The following is a 19,219-nucleotide window of genomic DNA, read 5'->3' as shown; positions in this document are numbered from 1 at the left end:
AGGAAAATCTTAATTTTATATGAATTCGGTATTGAATATTATAAACAAAAAACAAAGTAATATGAAAAAACTCTTTTTGCTCGCAAGCCTTCTGATGGCTTTTGGCATCTCAGCAGATGCAGGAGACATCACTTCTCCTAACGGACAAATCAAGGTGAACTTCACCTTGGATGGCACTGTGCCTACCTATAGTGTGACCTATCAGGGCAAGACCATCATCAAGCCTAGCCGTCTGGGGTATCAGCTCGCCAAAGGCGGCAAGGATGGCAAGGATCTGCTTTCTGATTTTAGTGTCATCAATGAGAAAACTTCCACTTTCGATGAGACCTGGACTCCTGTTTGGGGAGAGAACAAGTCAATCCGCAATCATTATAATGATATGCTGGTAGAGTTGAAGCAGAATTCTACAGACAGTTATATGAACGTCCGCTTCCGTGTTTATGACGATGGAGTAGGATTGCGCTATGAGTTCCCTCAGAAAGGCAGTCTCAACTACTTTACCATCAAGGAAGAGCGTACAGAATTTGCCATGACGGGCGATCATACCGCCTGGTGGATTCCTGGTGATTACGATACCCAGGAATATGAATACACCAAGACCCGTTTGTCTGGCATTCGTCCAGCCTTGCATGCTGCTGTCAGTAGCAATCTCTCACAGACCATCTTTTCGGATACCGGTGTACAGACCTCACTCCAGTTGAAGACAGATGACGGTATCTACATCAATCTGCATGAGGCTGCTCTGGTAGATTATCCAGCCATGCACCTGAATCTGGATGACAAGAGCCTGACCTTTACCTCTTGGCTTACTCCAGATGCACAGGGAATGAAGGGATATGTGCAGACTCCGTTCAAGAGCCCTTGGCGTACGATGGTCATTACAAATGATGCTCGCAAGGTATTGTCTTCCAACCTGATTCTCAATCTCAATGAGCCTTGCAAGATCAAGGATACCTCCTGGATTCATCCTGTAAAGTATGTAGGTGTATGGTGGGAGATGATTTCCGGTAAGGGTGAGTGGGCTTATACCCATGATTATCCTACCGTGAAGTTGGATGGAACCGACTATGTACATGCCAAGCCATCGGGCAAGCATTCTGCCAACAATGCCAATGTACGCCGTTACATCGACTTTGCTGCAGCCCATGGTTTCGATGCAGTCCTGGTAGAAGGATGGAACATCGGTTGGGAAGACTGGAGTGGTTATATGAAGGAAAAGGTATTCGATTTCCTGACTCCATATCCTGATTTCGACATCAAGGCGCTCAATGAGTATGCACATTCCAAGGGAGTGAAGCTCATCATGCATCATGAAACCTCTTCTTCTGTGATGAACTACGAGAAGTATATGGACAGAGCTTATCAGTTGATGAAGGATTATGGCTACGATGCAGTGAAGAGCGGTTATGTGGGCAACATCATCCCTCGTGGCGAGCATCACTACAGTCAGTTGGAAATCAATCACTATCTGCATGCCGTAACCCGTGCTGCCGATTATCACATCATGGTAAATGCCCATGAGGCTGTGCGTCCTACCGGTCTCTGCCGCACTTATCCTAACCTGATTGGCAACGAGAGTGCTCGCGGTACAGAATATCAGGCTTTCGGAGGTACCAAACCGGGACATACCGCCATCTTGCCTTTCACCCGTCTGCAGGGTGGTCCGATGGATTATACCCCTGGTATCTTTGAGATGGATTGCGCCAATGGTTCTCATTGCAACTCTACCATCTGCGGTCAGTTGGCACTTTATGTAACGATGTACAGTCCATTGCAGATGGCTGCCGATTTCCCTGAGAATTACGAGAAGCACATGGATGCCTTCCAGTTTATCAAGGACGTGGCTGTAGATTGGGACAAGTCTATCTATCTGGAGGCTGAACCAATGGAGTATATCACCGCTGCCCGCAAGGCAAAGGGTTCTGATAACTGGTTTGTCGGTGGCGTTACGGGCATGAAGGCTCATCAGTCTACCGTAAAGCTCGATTTCCTCGAGAAGGGCAAGAAGTATGTGGCTACCATCTATCTGGATGCAAAGAATGCCAACTACAAGACCAATCCGCAGGCTTATGTCATCACCAAGAAGACTGTAACCAGCAAGTCTGTCTTGAAGTTGAACTCCGTTGCAGGTGGCGGATTCGCAATTAGCCTTCTTGCGCAATAAAATGCAGGATTTTGAGTTATTATGAAAGAAAGTTTTCTTGAATTAATAATGATGCTCATGAAAAGAATGAATAAAATGTTGTTGGTTGCTGCTTTGGCGGCAACCACACTTTCTGCTCAGGCAGAACAGAAGAAGGGACCGGTTTGGTTGAGTGATGCACTTTTCTATCAGATTTATCCATCTTCCTATATGGATACTGATGGCAATGGTATTGGCGATCTGCCGGGTATCACTTCCAAGTTGGATTACATCAAGTCGCTGGGTGTGAACGCCCTCTGGCTCAATCCGATCTTTGAGTCGGGATGGTTTGATGGTGGCTATGATGTCATCGATTTCTACAAGGTGGATCCTCGATTCGGTACCAATACCGATTTGGTTACATTGGTCAATGAGGCCCATAAGCGTGGCATGAAGGTTTGTCTCGACCTGGTGGCAGGACATTCCAGCACCAAGTGTGCCTGGTTTAAGGAGTCTTCCGAGAAAGATCCTAACCAGCGTTACAGCGACTATTATATCTGGATGAACGATATTCCTGAGAGCGAGAAGAAAGAAATAGAAGCCCGTCATCAGGAGGCAAGTCCGGAGTCTAGTACCCGAGGCAGATATGTGGAGGCGAATGCTCCTCGTGCCAAGTATTATGAGAAGAATTTCTTCGAGTGCCAGCCAGCCTTGAACTATGGCTTTGCTCATCCAGACCCAAATCATCCTTGGGAGCAGAGTGTAGATGCGCCTGGACCACAGGCTGTTCGCAGGGAAATACGTAACATCATGGCTTTCTGGTTTGATAAGGGTGTGGATGGATTCCGTGTTGATATGGCGTCATCGCTCATCAAGAACGACCCTGACAAGAAGGAGGTTTCCAAACTTTGGAATGAGATGCGTGCATGGAAGGACAAGTACTATCCTGAGACCGTCCTGATTTCAGAGTGGGCTAATCCGCAGCAAGCCATTCCTGCTGGCTTCAACATCGATTTCTACATCCATTTCGGTCTCAAGGGCTATGCCTCTCTGTTCTTCGACCGCAAGACTCCATGGGGCAAGTGGGAGCAGAGCTATCAGAACTGCTATTTCGACAAGCAGGGCAAGGGTTCGCTTAAGGAATTTAGCGAGAACTATACCAAGGCTTTCAATGCCACCAAGAATCTCGGCTACATCGCTGTTCCATCAGCCAACCACGATTACCAGCGTCCTAACATCGGTACCCGCAACACGCCAGACCAGCTGAAGGTGGCGATGACCTTCTTCCTCACCATGCCAGGTGTTCCATTTATCTATTATGGTGATGAGATTGGTATGAAGTATCAGATGAATCTCCCTAACAAGGAGGGTAGCAATGAGCGCTCTGGTACCCGCACTCCGATGCAGTGGACCAAGGGCAAGAATGCCGGCTTCTCAACGAGTGCGCCTGATAAACTCTACTTCCCTGTAGATACGGAAAACGGAAAGTTGACCGTTGAGGCTCAGCAGGGAGATCAGAATTCTCTGTTGTCATATACCCGTAAGCTGACCGCTTTGCGTCATTCAGCCAAGGCTCTTGACAATGAGGGCGATTGGAAGCTCCTGAACCAGAAGGGTCAGGAATATCCGATGGTATATGAGCGCACTTTGGGTGATGAGAAGTATGTTGTTGTCGTGAATCCTGGTGCCAAGGCAGCCTCTCTCAACATCAGCTCTGTAGGTGGCAAGGCAGTTTCTGTTCTTTCTACAGGCAAGGTTGTATATAAATCAGGCAAGAAGACCGATGCTATCAAAGCTTCAGGCATTAGTGCCGCCGTATTCAAGGTGGAAAAATAACCTGTGAACATGATTATTGCTAGGCTTTATTAAATATCAGAATCCGCATGGATTTTAAGGAAAAATAAGAAAGAATACAAAAAGATAATCCGAAACAGAAGCGTTGGCAGCTATCTGTTTCGGATTTTTTTTTGCATTTCCATAACGTTTTATATCTATTTCATGTTTTATGTTACATGTTTTATGAAATGCCTCAACCATACTGGTCGAAATCTGTTATTATTTAGGTTAAATCCGTAATTAAGTAAACGATTTCATACAATTATAATAAGGAATCGTGTGGTTATTGCTTTTCTTTTTGTATCTTTGCAGCCGTTTGGCAATTGTGGGTACCAAATCATACATAAAGGAAAAAAGAATATCTAATAATAAATAAAAAGTAATGACTACACTTACAATTTCTATTATTGTCGTTTTCGTACTCGGCTATGCACTCATTGCCACCGAAAGCTTGACTAAGGTAAACAAGGCAGCGATAGCCCTGTTGATGTTGGTAGGTTGTTGGACCCTCTACATGGTGGATCCAATGCAGTATCTCCAGTTGATGCATCCTGATTATACAGGCGGTGCTGCTGGAATGGTGGAGAAGGTGACCGGAATCATCCAGGAACATTTGGGCGATACCGCTACAACACTCTTCTTCCTGATGGGTGCGATGACCATCGTGGAAATCGTTGACCAGAACGGCGGATTCAACTGGGTTCGCAAGGTGATGAAGACCAAGTCGAAGCGTGCGCTCCTCTGGCGTATCGCTATCCTTACCTTCTTCCTCTCTGCTATCCTCGACAATCTGACCACCAGTATCGTGATGATCATGATTCTCCGAAAGCTCGTCACCGACCACAAGGACCGCATGGTTTATGCATCCCTCGTCATCATCGCAGCCAATTCGGGTGGTGCCTTCTCACCAATCGGCGATGTTACCACCATCATGCTCTGGAACAAGGGATTGATTACTGCAGCCGGCGTTATCGCCGAAATCTTCATCCCGTCTGTGGTTTCCATGGTGATTCCAGCCCTCATCCTTCAGACCATGTTGAAGGGCGAACTCGTGATGCCTGAGGTTTCTGCCCAGCAGAATGCATCGGTCAGCGATTTCACCGAAGGTCAGCGCAAGGCAGTGTTCTGGTTGGGAGTAGGCGGTTTGATCTTCGTTCCTATCTTCAAGAGTATCACCCACTTGCCTCCATTCGTAGGAATCCTCCTGGTATTGGGCGTTCTCTGGACTGCTACCGAAGTTTTCTATCGCAGTTTGCATCGTGGAGCTGATGCCGAGGGTACTCAGAAGCGAGTAACCAAGTTGCTTTCTCGTGTTGATATGAGTACCATCCTCTTCTTCCTCGGTATCCTGATGGCAGTATCCTGCCTGGCTGAGATTGGCGTATTGACTGCTTTGGGGCAGGGCCTGAACGTCGTATTCGATGGCAACCACTACTTGGTAACAGGTATCATTGGTGTACTTTCAAGTATCGTTGACAACGTACCTCTGGTAGCCGGATGTATGGGAATGTATCCTGTGGCAGCCGCTGGCGATATGGCTGTGGATGGCATCTTCTGGCAGTTGCTCGCCTACTGTGCCGGTGTCGGTGGTTCAATGCTGATTATCGGTAGTGCCGCTGGTGTGGTAGTAATGGGCTTGGAGAAGATTACCTTCGGCTGGTATATGAAGCACATCTCCTGGATAGCTTTCGTAGGTTATCTCGCAGGTATCATCAGCTACTGGTTCATCCGCACCTTCCTTTATGCTATCTAAAGGATAATACTTTTCTCTTACGTGAAAAAGTTTTTTTGAAGAAAAAGTCTCAAAGTCTCATTTTCTATTGAAAATATTGACTTAAAGACTTGATAGATAACAAGATAAAGAGAATGAGACTTCTCGGTTTTGGTGCCGAGAAGTCTCATTAAAGTCTCATAGAAGTATCACTATTTCACTTTTTCTTTACAAGGTACTTCATTCCATCTGCAAATCTCTTGTGTTTTAACTCACTCATATTCGCCAGTTTCCTGCCGAATCCCATCAAACTGTTCACCTTGAGCGATGAACCTATCTGCTTTTTCAGATAGTCGAAAATCTCGGCGGCAGTCAGATATTCGCCTTCTTTCTCATTCTCAACCAAATCAAAATAGAGCTGGAAATACTGGTCTATCGGCTCAGCCACCTCAAACTGGCAGTTGTTCTTCATGATCAACTTCACCTGTTCCGCATCAAAATAACTCTTCTCGCCATTGTGTAAGGCGGTCAGCGCCTGGGCGAAAAGTTGCTGATAGTTCGGACGCACACTCACATCGATCGGTCCCGTCAGTTCCACGCCTATAAACCTTCTGTTGCCGGATGGGTCGGTGAGAATATCCGTGATGTTGCTCGTGGCGATGAACGAGGCGAGACGAGGAAATTCCATGACATGACTGCCATACGGAGGCTTGTATTTCAGCGTAGGCAACTGGATGAGATTCTTCAGAAATCCCTGCTGCACCTGTGGAGAAATCTGGTTGAACTCATCAAGATTGATGACCATAAACTGCGCCATCGCCTGATAAACCTGACGTTTTTCTGACAGAATCAGATTATCGTTATATCCCCACTGCAGTTCCGGTGGCAACAGCCGGCGACAGAAAGTACTCTTGTTGTAACCCTGCTTGGAAATGAGAAGCGGAGCCACCGAGTTGCCATACTGGCGATGGGTAAAGCCGCGCCACTGGTCAACCATGCCCAGAAACCAGGTGTAGAACCAGTCTGCCCAGTAAGGATTGTTGGTAGGAACCGTACGAGCCAAGGCACGTATATGGTCTTTTCCATCCCATTTGTCGTAGCATTGGAAGAGATATTCATCTATCGGATTATAATTCTTGATATAATCAGACTCTAGAAAATTCCTGACATCCTTGATGCTCACTCGGATATCGGCAAGCTGCACCTCCAGCGTCATGCGCTTCTGCACTCTCGGATCTACGGGCTGGAAACCATACCAACCTTTCTCTTTCGGCATGTATTCCACGAATTTCATCACCGTGTTGTATCTGAAGTTATATTTACTTTTCAGCAGCTGCATCATGCTCATGATATTCTCGCGAACGCTGTTCTTGTCAACTTTCTTTTCTTCTTCCGAAGTGTCGGAACCAGGATTCATCTGCTGATTATTTTCCGTGTTGAAAGCCTGGTTCTGAGGGTGTATGTTGCTGTCAATTTTCATCGCTACCGCCTTACTGTTGAAATAAGGTTTCGCATCGAGCGTCATCATAAAACTGTTGTGCATCGAAGGCTCAAAAGACAGGTTAGAGCCCGCTTCGATAGAAGGTTTCGGTCCGTCTGTGAGCACCGAAGCCTTGGCAATCGCCTGATATACAGGCAAAATCTGCTGGTAAGCGATGCGGTACAGTCGTTCGGCATCCGCCTCCTCTGCAGGCAGCAAGTCATCTTCGTTGCTGAATTTCACCAATACGATAACCGACTTGCCATCAGCACCTTCCAACGCAGCAAAGGTAGAAGGCAGCATGGCAACCGAGCGCTTCACGCCCTCCACGCCGTCCACATCCGTGATGTTTCCGAATTTCAGCAGCAGGATACCGTTGCACGCCTTCATCTTCAGGTTGCTGTTTTCGTCTTTGGCGAATTCAGCAGCGGGGTAGATGTGCATCCATGTTGGCATATCCTTGTAATATTCGTAGCTGCTTTTCATATAGGTCACGTATTCGCGGAAATGGGTAACAGTAAGTCTGCTGTCATCTTTTGCGATACGTTGCAGCAACTTCTCCATCGTCTTGGTGCTGACGAGGAGCTGCTTCTTATTGTTTGTATGAACGATTGTTATCTTCATTGAATATATTGATTAGGATGTTTCTTTGTTAACTATTAACTATAAACTGTCAACTATAAACTATAAACTCTTGTTGGCGTTGCCCAAAGTTTGGTTGATAAATTGGGCACTCCTTTCCCGTTATGCGGGCAATGGCTGCCCGTCACTTGTTCTCTAGTAGCCCGTCACGTGTTCACCGGTAGCCCGTCACGTGTTCTCTGTGGGACCGCTTAAATGGCATGGCTGGAACATCTGGAGGGCAGAGAAAAAGATTAGCTTTTAGTGAAATCAATCTCTTCTGAGAAATGGTCGAATTCAACATCTTTATATCCGTATCTGGCGAAGAGCTGTTTGATATATGCCTGTTGTTCCGGCAGAAGTTTCAGTTGTCCCAGTTTGTAACGGTAGTATTGTCCTTTGCTGCCGAGGTAGTCTCTCATTTCGGCGCGCAGTGCAGGAGCGTCTTTCACTTTCATTTCGGCAAAGAGTTTGTCGAATCCCCATGCCATTTTCACGACACGCAGCGGAGCGAAGTACTTGCAATTCCCGTTTTTCAGGGCATTTGGGAAGATGGCATCCCCTCTATCAGTCTTCTCGTTTTTATAGAGACCGGATAGATAGTGAATACATTTGTTTTTCATCGGACATGGTTCGGTGAAACAGTAGGTGATGTTGCTAGGTACGTTTCCGTACTCAAAAGCCTTTTTCAGTAATTCCTTTTCATCCATGTTTCTTAAGTATTAAGAATAAAACATTCTGTTTTACTAAACGCAAAAACATCCTGTTTATTGCCTTAAAAATGCTATTATTATCACTTCATAAAGCATTTTTTTTTCGATGCAAGCAAGAAATCATGATACTTCTCGCTAGTTTATGATACTTCCATGATACTTCTCCATTCATTTTCAGAGAAGTCTCATTCGTGATAAAGTATTGTGTATTAAAGATATAAGCCTCGTTTTATGCCTAAAAATGAGACTTTGATACTTTTTCGAGAAAAAAAGATTTATACGTGCGTGTAATTGTTGGTCCTTTATCGCTTGCGTACTTCTTTCTAAACTTCCTCCCTTTTGTTGAAAGAATCATGTGCTGCTGATACCCCTCCTTTTTATTATAATTCCCCATCACACAACTTTTTTCGAAACTTTTTAGCTAAAAGTTTTGTTGTTTCGAATAACATTTGTACCTTTGTAACAACATACTCACCCCCCCCGCTTCCCTTTAGAACAGCGCGCTCAGGGTGAGTCTTTTTGGTTCTTTTTGCCATGTTCGGCGTTTAGCTATTCGATAAATGCAGAAGAAGATAGCTCTGATATGTACAATACTGTAATCAACCATATAACAAGTGATAAGCAATGACCGGAAAGATTGGAAGAAAAAAGGTATTGAAGTTTCGCGACTTCCCAACACGCCTACATGGTGAGGTGTTCTTTGTAGAGAATGGGTATGATGAAAAGTTGAACCTTTCCATCATCAACCATTTCGTGGATATCAACAACTTGTTTATCAGCAAGTCAATTCATTTTAATTATTTCCCATTTCTGGGTCCTCATATCAAGAAGACAGCTCTCTACAGCTATCCTGCGATGAATAAAGAGGATTTGAACATCTCTGTTCCTTCCGATTTGCTGTTGTCGCAATTGGTAGAAGTAAAGAATAAGGAGAAATTACGTCCTAGCATCTTACAGCTAGACCATGAGGAGGACGGCATATATTATGTCAATTCCTATTCTTTGTCTATAGAGGAAGATGAGGATTTTATGCCATTGATGCAGGCTGCGTATAATAAGTTGCCGGATTGCAAAGTGATGTTCAGCTCTGTCGATGATTTTCCATACAGTATATTTGATCCTAAACCGATTCCGGCAGATGAAACATTCAGCTATGATATCAGGCAGAAGATGAAGGAGGTGTACCGGCAGGTACAGGACTTACGTCTTGGCGGGGTAAGCGATTGGGTGCTGAAGCAGTATCTCTTTCCACCCAAGAATCTGAGTAGAATGGTCATCACGGAGAATTACGATATCATACTGCCCGACTATCATGATATGACTATCAAGATGGAGCCATTGGTAAAGGCGGTGTATATTCTCTTTTTACGTCATGAGGAGGGAATCCTTTTCAAATGTCTGTCGGATTATAGGGAAGAGCTATATGATATCTATGTGGATATTCGCAAGAAATCGAACAACAACGGGGCACATCTTTCAGAAGAGAAGATTCGCCAGAGCATCGAAGCCCTGACGAATCCATTGTCTAATTCTATCAATGAGAAATGCGCCCGTATCCGCCAAGCCTTCACTCTCCAGTTTGATGAAAGTCTAGCCGGGAGTTATTTCATTGATGGCAATCGTGGTGAACCCAAGAAGATACCATTGGATAGAAAGCTTGTGGAGTGGAAGTGAATTTTCTTAGGTATTCTTCCTGTATAACAAATAGACTCCTATGGCAACCCAAACGCTCGGTCCGAGGTTTGGGTTGCCACGCATAATGATACTGATAAAGCCAATTACTCCAATCAGAATACATGCCCATCCCCAAATCTTCAACTTAGTTCTTCTTTTCAAGCTCATTTGGCGTTTTCTTCTAAGAGCATAATACGACAATGAGACCAATCACTACATTGATAAGTGAGATACCAAAAGCCCATCCGAAACCAATCTTTCTGTTTCTTCCCAGGTAACCAACGCCGAATGCTAATGCAACGGCAATCACGAAAAAAAAGAGTCTTTCCATATTCCTATTATTTTTATTGTTATTTTGGCAGCAAAAATAATAAATGGTGGTGGATGCTACAAATGTTTAGGCTCCACAAGGCTTGTGGAGGTAAGTTTTTCCCGAGTTTGTACATCTGTTTGCAAAAAAAGAACTAACTTTGCCATCTCATAAAGTATTAATTTAAAAAGATTATAATTATGATGTTACCAATTATTTCAGTATTGATTGGCATAAGTTTGATGTATTACATCCGCCAGAAAAGAGCAGAAAAAGAGATGGATGAAATCGTTAGTTCTATCTCGCCATCTAATGATAGCAATGAGAGTATTGGTACTAGAGACTTGTGCCTTGAGTTGCTTCGCCAGCTTAATTGTGAAGTTCGTATAGAGCACGATGACATTTACTTCACGTATCAAAATGAGAAGTTTATGATAGAGGCATCAAACGAATCAGCCTTTATTACAATTTGGGACCTTCATTGGGATATGGTGGATTCGGAGAATCTCCAAGATGTAGAGAATATGAAAAAGGCTGTTAATCGTACTAATCATTTAGTGCATAATACTGTCTTGTATATTCTGTATGAGGAAGAAAAGTCTTATTATATTCTGTCTAAGTTGCAATGTTTGCTAATGCACAACATTCCAAATACAAAAGCCTATCTTGCTGCGATTCTTAATGACTTTTTCAGAACCAAGCAATGTTACTCTCAGGTTCTTGATGAAATAGGCAAAGATGTACAGGATGGTACTATATTAAATTAGGTGAAAAAATAGCTAATGGTTTGGTAGTATCGTAAGTCTTTTGTACCTTTGGGGCAAAACAATTAACAGAAAAAGTCAATGCAATATCCTTTGATATCAGAATATGTTAGAGCCATACAAGATGCAAGTAACAATCTTGATGAGTTGGCTCATTTGGTACCAGTGCTAGATGATCATGGTGAACCATATCGTAGCAGTGGTGCCTTTGCCGTCGTGTTCAAAATGAAAGATGAACAGACAGGGAAATGCTATGCTTTGAAGTGCTTTTTGGAAGAGCAAGAGGGGAGAGCTGAGGCTTATCGGCTGATAGCTGATGAGCTGGATTGCGTTGATTCCTCTTATGTTACTTCCGTGAAGTATCTGGAGAAGGAAATCTTCGTGGATAGTAGCTGTGGGGAAGATGAGTTTCCTGTGTTGCTGATGGATTGGGTGGAAGGTGTGACGATGGAGACTTACATCGCCAACAACTACCAGGATGAGTATGCGATGGGAATGCTGTGCTATCGCTTCTGTAAAATGGTAGCGTGGCTTCGTTCTCAGCCATTCGCTCATGGCGATATCAAACCTGATAATATCATTGTTCGTCCTGATGGTATATTGATCTTGGTGGATTATGATGGTATGTTTGTTCCTGCCATGAAAGGACAGAAGTCTCCAACCATCGGTACTAAGGACTTCTCTCATCCATTGCGAACCATTGATGATTTCGATGAAACTATTGATGACTTTGCATTGGCAAGCATTGCCTTGTCTCTAAAGGCTATTTCCTTAAAACCATCATTGCTTGATGAATATGGTGCAGCAGATAGATTGCTCTTTTCTGCTGAGGATTATTGTGATTTGAGTAAGAGCAAAGTTATGGCAGCTTTGCAGGAGCAGATGAATAACGAGGAATTAACTACTCTTCTTTCTATGTTCTTCTTGGCTAAAGCCAAGAAGAATCTTGCTCTCTGTTCCTTTAGATTGTTTGTAGGGAAGAAACCTAAGAATAAAATAGAGCTTTTATCTACAGAAGTGACAAATGAAGAACTCTCAACAGCTGTTAGGGATGATTTTAGATGTCTTTATAGTAGAGATGGTAGAAAACTTATAAATGCAGGACGTTGTTGTGGTAAATATATAATAAAAAGCGGAACCATGATAATTTGTAACAGGGCTTTTGAGCATACACAATTTTGGAGTGTTTTTCTTCCAGAAAGTTTAACGATGATTGGTGAATGTGCCTTTAATGGAGTTCCTTTGAAAAGTATTGTTATTCCTAGTAATGTTGTGTATATTGGTAAAGATGCTTTTAATAGATGTAAATCTTTATCAAGCATTGTTATCTCCAATAGTGTTGTAAGTATAGAAAATGGTGCTTTTCGTTATTGTTGTTCTTTAGAGGAAATAATTCTTCCTAATAAAATAAAGTTCATTACAAAATCTGTTTTTTCTGGGTGTCGTTCTTTAAGACGCATAATGATTCCTGATGGTGTGTTAAGTATTGATGATTTTGCTTTTGCAGAATGCAATTCTTTGGCGAATATTAATATCCCTGCTAGCGTTACAGGTTTGGGAAATGGCGTTTTTAGAGGATGTAGCTCTTTGGAAAGTATAGCTGTTCCTAGTGGCGTTAGATTGATGACTGGGAATCCATTTGCGGGATGGAATGGACAGTTACAGTTTTTATCTTCTAATTTTGTGTATGAAGATGGAGTTCTATATAACAAAAATAAAACAAAAATAATATCATTTCGTAAAAGAGTAAAAAAGTATGTTATTCCCGAGTGTGTAACATGTATTGGTGATGGAGCATTTATGTATTGCAATATCTTGTCCAGTGTTATTATTTCAGAAGGAGTAATATGTATTGGTGCAAATGCTTTTTGTGGTTGCAATTCCTTGTCTAGTATTGTAATTCCTGAAAGTGTAGTGAAAATAGGTGCTGGAGCTTTTCGAAGATGTTGGGCTTTGCAGAGTATAGATATTCTCGGAGAAATTGATAGAATAGATAATGGTACTTTTAGTGGGTGTTCTTCTTTAAAAAATGTTGTTATACCTAATAGTGTTAAATATATTGGTATTAATGCATTTTGGGGATGCAATTCTTTATCAAAAGTTGTAATTCCTGAGAATGTAACAAGTATTGGGGACTTTGCTTTTTCTAATTGTGGCTCCTTGTCTAGTATAAATATTCCCGATTCCTAAGACATAGCCAAATTTTTGAGCAACTTTTTGTGTTAATAAATACAAAAGAGGTATTTTGGAACATACAGGCACTAAAATATCGGTAGCAGAAATGGTCAAAAATGATTTTTCTGTTACAAATCAACACGGAACTCGTTCTTTTAATAGCGTGTGGCTAGATTCCTAATTAGTTATCCGTGTTTGTGTCTTTACAAGACTCTAAATGGCAGTAGCACAGACTGCTATAGTTCCCTTGTTTCGGACTTATGATATTGCAAGTTTTTCATTGCTGCTCTTTGAATCCAACGGTTCCCATTTTCTGTTCTGCTTACCTATAGCGAACATTCTGAGAACAAGTTTGAACTTAACGGCATTCAATGCCTTGCGTTTTGTGTCTGAATCTTGCTTACCTCCTAATTTACGGTTATAAAATGATTGTAACTCTGCATCATATTGTACAACAACTGTGGCCGCCATGGATAGATCTGCTTTCGCCTGACCATCACAGCGTGCTGAAGGTCGGGGACGCCATTTCACACTGGTGCCTGAAGTGCGGAAGTGCGGTGCCACGCCAACATAACTGGCATATTGCCTTGCTGTTTCAAAAGCGGTAAAGTTTCGGGTAATGACAATGACATTTATGGCATTGACGAAGCCTATTCCCGGTATTGTCAGAAGATTCTTGTAAGTAGACAAGAGGCTATCGTCTGTAGCCAGCAACTTCTGTTCTTCCAACTCGATGTTCTCAATGTCACGGCTGAATTTTTTGATGTAGCCATCATATAACTGGGCATCTTCCTTTGTGATGCATAGCTGTCTTCTGTTCATGAAGCATGTACGCTGTTCCACCAGGAACTTACGCTCATTCATCAGTGCCTTGAGTCTCTGCATGGTCTTGTCAGGCATATTATAAGGCTTGACACATTCAGTACCATTATAGCGATAGAGAAAGTCTGCAATCTTGGCAGAGTCAATCTTGTCGCTCTTGTCCTTGGGCCCCATGGGATAATGCTTTACCACATGGGTGGAGAGCATGCAGAACTGATAGTTTCTGGCATTAAGAAACTTCTCCAGCTCCATGGAATAGCTGCCGGTGAACTCCATTCCGAAGAGACAGTTCGAGAGAACCACATGATTCTTCTTGAGCCATGTGCACATTTCGCCAAATCCCTTGCGGGAATTGTTGAATACATCGTGAGAAAAGTCCTTAATTGGGGTTTCTTCACAGAAAATTGATACGTCAATGACATTTTTTGAGATGTCGATGCCGATAAATGATTTATTTTTCATACCTTTGTACCGCATTTTGCAGGAAGGAGCTCTCTATGTCAGGGTAAGCCACATCTTTTAAAAGCTTCCACGGCTAATTCCCTAAACGGCACTTGACCTGGCATTTCAGGCTGGGGAGACTAGATCAGGGAAAGGTCTTTGTCTAAGACAAAATAGTTCACTACCCCCGTCCGGAGTTCCTTCCATTTCAGATGCTCCGGCAAAGGTAGTGAAAAAAACGCAGACAAAAGACTTAGTCGGGAAATAGTTATGCTCTAAGAAGTGCGATAGTTCACTTTTGCTGCATTTTAGTTCTTGTATGCATCTGTCTCCACGTATGGTGTTCCACGCTTTATCACGGCAAACATACGAAGGACTAGCTTGAACTTGATGGCATTGAGTACGATACCACCGCATTTATCCTTTCTCTTGTGTATCCAATAGTCTCTTATTGAAGGATTGTTCTTTATGGCGGAAAGGACAGCTATGGATAAGTCTGCCTTGGCTTCAGAAAAGCCTTTCTTGGAAACACCCGTTTTCTTTCTTACTGAGGTACCAGATTCCTTTTTAAAAGGGGCTATTCCTATGTAACAGGCATATTTGCGAGGATTGCTGATTGCAGTGAAATTTTCCGTCAATACAATGGTTTCCAACGCTATGATGCGACCAATGCCAGGAATGGAGGTCAGCAGATTGTAATTCTTTCTGATGCTTGTATCTTCATTCATGTAGCTGTCAATCTCCTTGTCTATTGCTTTCTGGTTTTCCTGCATGTTCTTCAGCAGGAGTTTCTTGCGTTCAACGGATAAGTCAGTGTCGTATGCGCAGATATCATGAAGCTGTTGCTTGTAAAGAACAGACTGTTTGGTGTTCTGCTTACGCTCAGCCAGCAATCTCTTCAACTTGAAATAGACAGGTGAAGGAAGTTTGGATGGATTGCGAAGAATCTTCTTGTGGTTCTGCTCACAATAGATTGCTATTCTGAAAGCATCCAGTTCATCAGTCTTGATACGGTCTAGAGAGCGCTGGTCATCATCCAAGTCTGGCTCGAAGCGATGCATTTTGCGAGGTTCCACCATACCATAGATATATTCTTTGGATTCCAGCCATAATCTGAAGTTTTGGTTATAGAGTCCAGTATATTCCATACAGAACAAAAAGGTATCGAAGTCTTTTCCTACCTTTGCGACCCAGGAGCCAATCTTTTTGAACCCAGCATCATCATTGCTCACCTTAATATGAGCATTCTTCCAGTCGATGGTTTCACCATCATAATAAGCAAGGTCGAGAGTCTTCTTGGAGACATCTACGCCAAAGTAAAGTTCCTTATCCATATTATTGACATTTTAGCATTAAATGGAAACAAGAAAACATTTGGTTTGGCGAAGGACTGAATCAAAAAATAGTGATATTCTAGCGTGACATACAGTTCACCTTAACACCCGTTAACCAATTCGTTTAAACTTGTTTCCAGGTGCAAAGGTAAAAGATAGTGTTACAAGTGTTGGTGGTTGTGCTTTTATGTCATGTTGGTCCTTGCCATCAAGCAAAGAGGAAGAGATAATATCTCGATTCGGTGAAAGGGCTATGAAAGAGACCTTTGACTAATTTTTGTTGTGTAAATAAATTGCAAAAATGTGAATGAGGTTAAACCGTTTCTGTTAATTTACTGATTAAGACGCAGTTGTTCAATGTGATAAATATGATTGATATGTAAGTGGTCTTAAAGGAACTACCATATAATTGGTTGCTCAAACAACAAGAGTTTTATTTCGAAATATAGTTAAATGATGAGAAAAACTTTGCAAAGTTGTTCATATTTGTTTAAATTTGCAGAATCGAAAGCAGGCATTTTGCTGAACTGATAAAAAATAATATACAATGAAGAAAGGTGATAATATAGATTTGGAATATGGGGCAAATCCTAATCCAATGAATGAAAGAAAACAAGTAGCTTTGCTATTTGGTGCTGGCTTTTCTGCTCCTGCAGGATTGCCAACTGCTAGAATCCTTAATAAAAACTTGAAGTCTTTAAGCGAAAGTTATCTAAATAATAGTAATAATATTCGTAATACAGATGTGTATTCTCAAGATAAGGATAAAAATGCGAGAAAGCTTCTCTTCGAAATAATATCTTTGTATAGCCGAGAATTTGAATGTTTTGACTATGAAGAATTTTATGATTTTCTTCATAGTAGTAGTGTTCGTGTTGGGCGATATGAGGAGGTGATTAATAAGTTTGTTACAGAGAGAATAACTCTGGGAGATTATGTATGTTGTATTACAGAGATTTATAATAAACTAATAAATTGTCAGTTAACGACACCATATAATAATTTAGACGTATACGATGGCTTGGAAGATTTCTTATCTCATGTTGCTAGGCAATATGTTATAAATGTACATACATTAAATCATGACTTGCTTTTTGAGCAGCTTATAGAGACTGCCAATTTGCAGATGAACTTTTCGGACGGATTTACAGAGATTGGATCACCTTATTATGGCATATATGAAAACAAAGAATACAATGTGAGATACCATTGTAGACTAGCAAGATTTACGAATAACTATAAAGATAAGGCAATAAGATTGTATAAGCTCCATGGCAGTTTAAATTATGTGTTACATTCAAGGGGTAAGGAGTCTATTGTATTAGAACCGGATGCTTGTCTCAAAATTCCTTTTGGGATAAACTACAAAAATATACTGGAAGAGATAGAAGGAAAAGATGAATATGGGGCTTATCCTTTTGCTGAACATCCGTATTTTTTATCTGGTACAAATACCAAATGTAAAATGTATGGTGACTCATTAATATGGAGAAGGTTGCAAGAAAATTTCAAGCAAAACCTAAGAAAGGCTAATTGTTTGATTATAATTGGCTACGGATGTAAGGATAAAGTAATAAATGAAAGTATAAAGAAAAATTTGGGTAATGTGTCTAAAAAAGTATATTTAATTGATCCAAAACCTTCAGAAAACGTTTCTGCTTTTGCTAGAGAAATAAAGGCAGAAATAATAAAAATGGGGGTTGGTGAGGTAGATTTTTCACAATTTAATTTGTAGCTTATGCAATACCCATTAATATCTGAATATGTAAGAGCTATCCAAGATGCAAGTGACAATCTTGGAGAGTTGGCTCATTTGGTACCAGTGCTTGACGATCATGGTGAACCCTATCGTAGCAGTGGTGCCTTTGCCGTCGTGTTCAAAATGAAAGATGAACAAACTGGGAAGTGCTATGCATTGAAGTGCTTTACTGAAGAGCAAGAAGGTAGAGCTGAGGCTTATCGCCAGATTGCAGATGAGTTGGAGTTCGTTGATTCCTCTTATATTACTTCTGTAAAGTACTTAGATAAAGAAATCTTCGTAGATAGCAGTTGTGAGGAAGACGAGTTTCCTGTCCTTCTTATGGATTGGATTGATGGTGAAACGATGGAGACTTACATCGCAGAAAACTATCAAGACAATTATGCGATGGCTATGCTTTGCTATCGCTTTTGTAAAATGGCAGCGTGGCTTCGTTCTCAACCATTTGCTCATGGTGACATCAAGCCAGATAACATCATGGTTCGTCCTGATGGAAATCTGACATTGGTAGATTATGATGGTATGTTTGTTCCTGCTATGAAGGGACAGAAGTCTCCAACAATTGGTACAAAGGACTTTTCTCATCCTTTGCGAACCGTCGATGATTTTGATGAAACCATCGATGACTTTGCTTTGGCAAGCATCGCCTTGTCATTGAAGGCTATTTCTTTGAAACCATCCTTGCTTGATGAATATGGTGCGGCTGATAGATTGCTCTTTTCTGCTGAGGATTATCGTGACTTGAGCAAGAGCAAAATGCTGTCGGCTTTGCAAGAGTTAATGGATAAGGAAGAGATAAACACTCTTCTTTCAATCTTTTTGTTAGTTAATGCAAAGAAGAATCTTTCCATGTGCTCTTATCTAGCTTTTTTACAAGCAAAACCTCAATTTGATACGATGATGGTATTTCCTACAAAAATATCAGATGATGATTTTAAAAGTGCAGTTTATGATGAATATGGTGCTTTATATAGTGCAGATGGAAAAAGATTATTCCGTGGTCCTTGTAATATAGTCTCATACAAAATTAAAAATGGTGTTATTGTAATTTGTGACAATGCTTTTAGTATGCAAATCCCTGATAATGAATCTGCTTTAGAAGAAATTGTCATCCCCAAAACAGTACGATATATAGGTAATGGTGCTTTTGAATTCTTGAACAATTTGAAAGAAATAGTATTACCTGAGAAATTGCTGTCTATTGGAGATTGTGCATTTAGAGGATGTTTGCAATTAAAGAAAATGGTTTTGCCTTCTACATTAAAAATAATAGTTGGTAATCCTTTTGTATCATGTCTCTTAGACTTGAAAGTTTTATCTGACTTTTATATTTTGACACACTGCTGTCCCGTTTAGAAATCGTCGGGGCTGAAAAGGCTAGGATATAGCCAATCCTCCGTCTCTTCTGTTGGAACAGCTTTGTTAAACAAATCATTTAAAGGAGTCTTGTCCGTAAG

General features: G+C 41.6%; 13 protein-coding genes. 8 read left to right on the top strand and 5 right to left on the bottom strand.

Features of this window, described 5'->3' with window-relative positions; all coding sequences use genetic code 11:
* Positions 1-61: 61 nt before the first annotated feature.
* From NNC77_RS10485 to nhaD, 3 genes are all read left to right on the top strand, one after another.
* A complete protein-coding gene (locus NNC77_RS10485; protein ID WP_254970840.1) occupies positions 62-2,164 on the top strand; it encodes a glycoside hydrolase family 97 protein in 2,103 nt (700 codons plus the stop codon).
* A 66-nt stretch (positions 2,165-2,230) separates the two neighbouring features.
* Positions 2,231-3,958, top strand: coding sequence for an alpha-amylase family glycosyl hydrolase (locus tag NNC77_RS10480; RefSeq protein WP_254970841.1), 1,728 nt, complete (start codon positions 2,231-2,233; stop codon positions 3,956-3,958).
* 382 nt (positions 3,959-4,340) lie between these two features.
* On the top strand, positions 4,341-5,711 hold the full coding sequence (gene nhaD, locus NNC77_RS10475) for a sodium:proton antiporter NhaD (RefSeq protein ID WP_254970842.1): 1,371 nt from the start codon (positions 4,341-4,343) through the stop codon (positions 5,709-5,711).
* A gap of 175 nt (positions 5,712-5,886) precedes the next feature.
* Here the strand turns inward: nhaD and NNC77_RS10470 are convergent, their stop codons facing one another.
* Together NNC77_RS10470 and NNC77_RS10465 are read right to left on the bottom strand one after the other, a co-directional pair.
* The gene (locus NNC77_RS10470; RefSeq protein ID WP_254970845.1) at positions 5,887-7,773 is read right to left on the bottom strand and encodes a VapE domain-containing protein; all 1,887 of its coding nucleotides are present in this window, start codon (positions 7,771-7,773) and stop codon (positions 5,887-5,889) included.
* A 251-nt stretch (positions 7,774-8,024) separates the two neighbouring features.
* Positions 8,025-8,480, bottom strand: a complete 456-nt coding sequence (locus tag NNC77_RS10465; protein WP_118141200.1) for a DUF6078 family protein — start codon at positions 8,478-8,480, stop codon at positions 8,025-8,027.
* 627 nt (positions 8,481-9,107) lie between these two features.
* Here NNC77_RS10465 and NNC77_RS10460 point away from each other — a divergent pair.
* Entirely contained in the window at positions 9,108-10,157 is a 1,050-nt protein-coding gene (locus NNC77_RS10460; protein ID WP_254970847.1) for a hypothetical protein, read from the top strand.
* Between the two features lie 181 nt (positions 10,158-10,338).
* Here the strand turns inward: NNC77_RS10460 and NNC77_RS10455 are convergent, their stop codons facing one another.
* Complete coding sequence (locus NNC77_RS10455; protein ID WP_254970849.1) at positions 10,339-10,488, bottom strand: hypothetical protein; 150 nt, start codon at positions 10,486-10,488, stop codon at positions 10,339-10,341.
* Positions 10,489-10,667: 179 nt separating this feature from the next.
* Between NNC77_RS10455 and NNC77_RS10450 the strand changes: the two genes are divergently transcribed.
* Both NNC77_RS10450 and NNC77_RS10445 read left to right on the top strand, forming a co-directional pair.
* Complete coding sequence (locus NNC77_RS10450; RefSeq protein ID WP_254970850.1) at positions 10,668-11,234, top strand: hypothetical protein; 567 nt, start codon at positions 10,668-10,670, stop codon at positions 11,232-11,234.
* A 78-nt stretch (positions 11,235-11,312) separates the two neighbouring features.
* Positions 11,313-13,421, top strand: coding sequence for a leucine-rich repeat protein (locus NNC77_RS10445; protein ID WP_254970851.1), 2,109 nt, complete (start codon positions 11,313-11,315; stop codon positions 13,419-13,421).
* Between the two features lie 243 nt (positions 13,422-13,664).
* On the opposite strand, the gene NNC77_RS10440 is transcribed toward NNC77_RS10445, so the two are convergent.
* Positions 13,665-14,690, bottom strand: coding sequence for an IS110 family transposase (locus NNC77_RS10440; protein WP_178519778.1), 1,026 nt, complete (start codon positions 14,688-14,690; stop codon positions 13,665-13,667).
* Between the two features lie 287 nt (positions 14,691-14,977).
* Complete coding sequence (locus NNC77_RS10435; RefSeq protein ID WP_254970852.1) at positions 14,978-16,003, bottom strand: IS110 family transposase; 1,026 nt, start codon at positions 16,001-16,003, stop codon at positions 14,978-14,980.
* Positions 16,004-16,550: 547 nt separating this feature from the next.
* On the opposite strand from NNC77_RS10435, the gene NNC77_RS10430 reads away from it, so the two are divergent.
* On the top strand, positions 16,551-17,738 hold the full coding sequence (locus NNC77_RS10430) for an SIR2 family protein (RefSeq protein ID WP_254970853.1): 1,188 nt from the start codon (positions 16,551-16,553) through the stop codon (positions 17,736-17,738).
* Positions 17,739-17,741: 3 nt separating this feature from the next.
* Positions 17,742-19,118, top strand: coding sequence for a leucine-rich repeat protein (locus NNC77_RS10425; RefSeq protein WP_254970854.1), 1,377 nt, complete (start codon positions 17,742-17,744; stop codon positions 19,116-19,118).
* The last annotated feature ends 101 nt before the right edge of the window (positions 19,119-19,219 follow it).

The organism is Segatella copri (genome assembly GCF_024330485.1).
Taxonomy (GTDB): Bacteria; Bacteroidota; Bacteroidia; order Bacteroidales; family Bacteroidaceae; genus Prevotella; species Prevotella copri_L.
Note: the sequence above shows the minus strand (reverse complement) of the source record. Positions and strands in the feature narration are given on the sequence as shown.

What these genes read in the sequence shown, in the direction of transcription:
- NNC77_RS10425 (WP_254970854.1), top strand. Translation starts at nt 17,742, where the DNA reads ATGCAATACCCATTAATATCTGAATATGTAAGAGCTATCCAAGATGCA.
- NNC77_RS10455 (WP_254970849.1), bottom strand. Translation starts at nt 10,488, where the DNA reads ATGGAAAGACTCTTTTTTTTCGTGATTGCCGTTGCATTAGCATTCGGC.
- NNC77_RS10480 (WP_254970841.1), top strand. Translation starts at nt 2,231, where the DNA reads ATGAATAAAATGTTGTTGGTTGCTGCTTTGGCGGCAACCACACTTTCT.
- nhaD (WP_254970842.1), top strand. Translation starts at nt 4,341, where the DNA reads ATGACTACACTTACAATTTCTATTATTGTCGTTTTCGTACTCGGCTAT.
- NNC77_RS10470 (WP_254970845.1), bottom strand. Translation starts at nt 7,773, where the DNA reads ATGAAGATAACAATCGTTCATACAAACAATAAGAAGCAGCTCCTCGTC.
- NNC77_RS10485 (WP_254970840.1), top strand. Translation starts at nt 62, where the DNA reads ATGAAAAAACTCTTTTTGCTCGCAAGCCTTCTGATGGCTTTTGGCATC.
- NNC77_RS10435 (WP_254970852.1), bottom strand. Translation starts at nt 16,003, where the DNA reads ATGGATAAGGAACTTTACTTTGGCGTAGATGTCTCCAAGAAGACTCTC.
- NNC77_RS10440 (WP_178519778.1), bottom strand. Translation starts at nt 14,690, where the DNA reads ATGAAAAATAAATCATTTATCGGCATCGACATCTCAAAAAATGTCATT.
- NNC77_RS10465 (WP_118141200.1), bottom strand. Translation starts at nt 8,480, where the DNA reads ATGGATGAAAAGGAATTACTGAAAAAGGCTTTTGAGTACGGAAACGTA.
- NNC77_RS10445 (WP_254970851.1), top strand. Translation starts at nt 11,313, where the DNA reads ATGCAATATCCTTTGATATCAGAATATGTTAGAGCCATACAAGATGCA.
- NNC77_RS10430 (WP_254970853.1), top strand. Translation starts at nt 16,551, where the DNA reads ATGAAGAAAGGTGATAATATAGATTTGGAATATGGGGCAAATCCTAAT.
- NNC77_RS10460 (WP_254970847.1), top strand. Translation starts at nt 9,108, where the DNA reads ATGACCGGAAAGATTGGAAGAAAAAAGGTATTGAAGTTTCGCGACTTC.
- NNC77_RS10450 (WP_254970850.1), top strand. Translation starts at nt 10,668, where the DNA reads ATGATGTTACCAATTATTTCAGTATTGATTGGCATAAGTTTGATGTAT.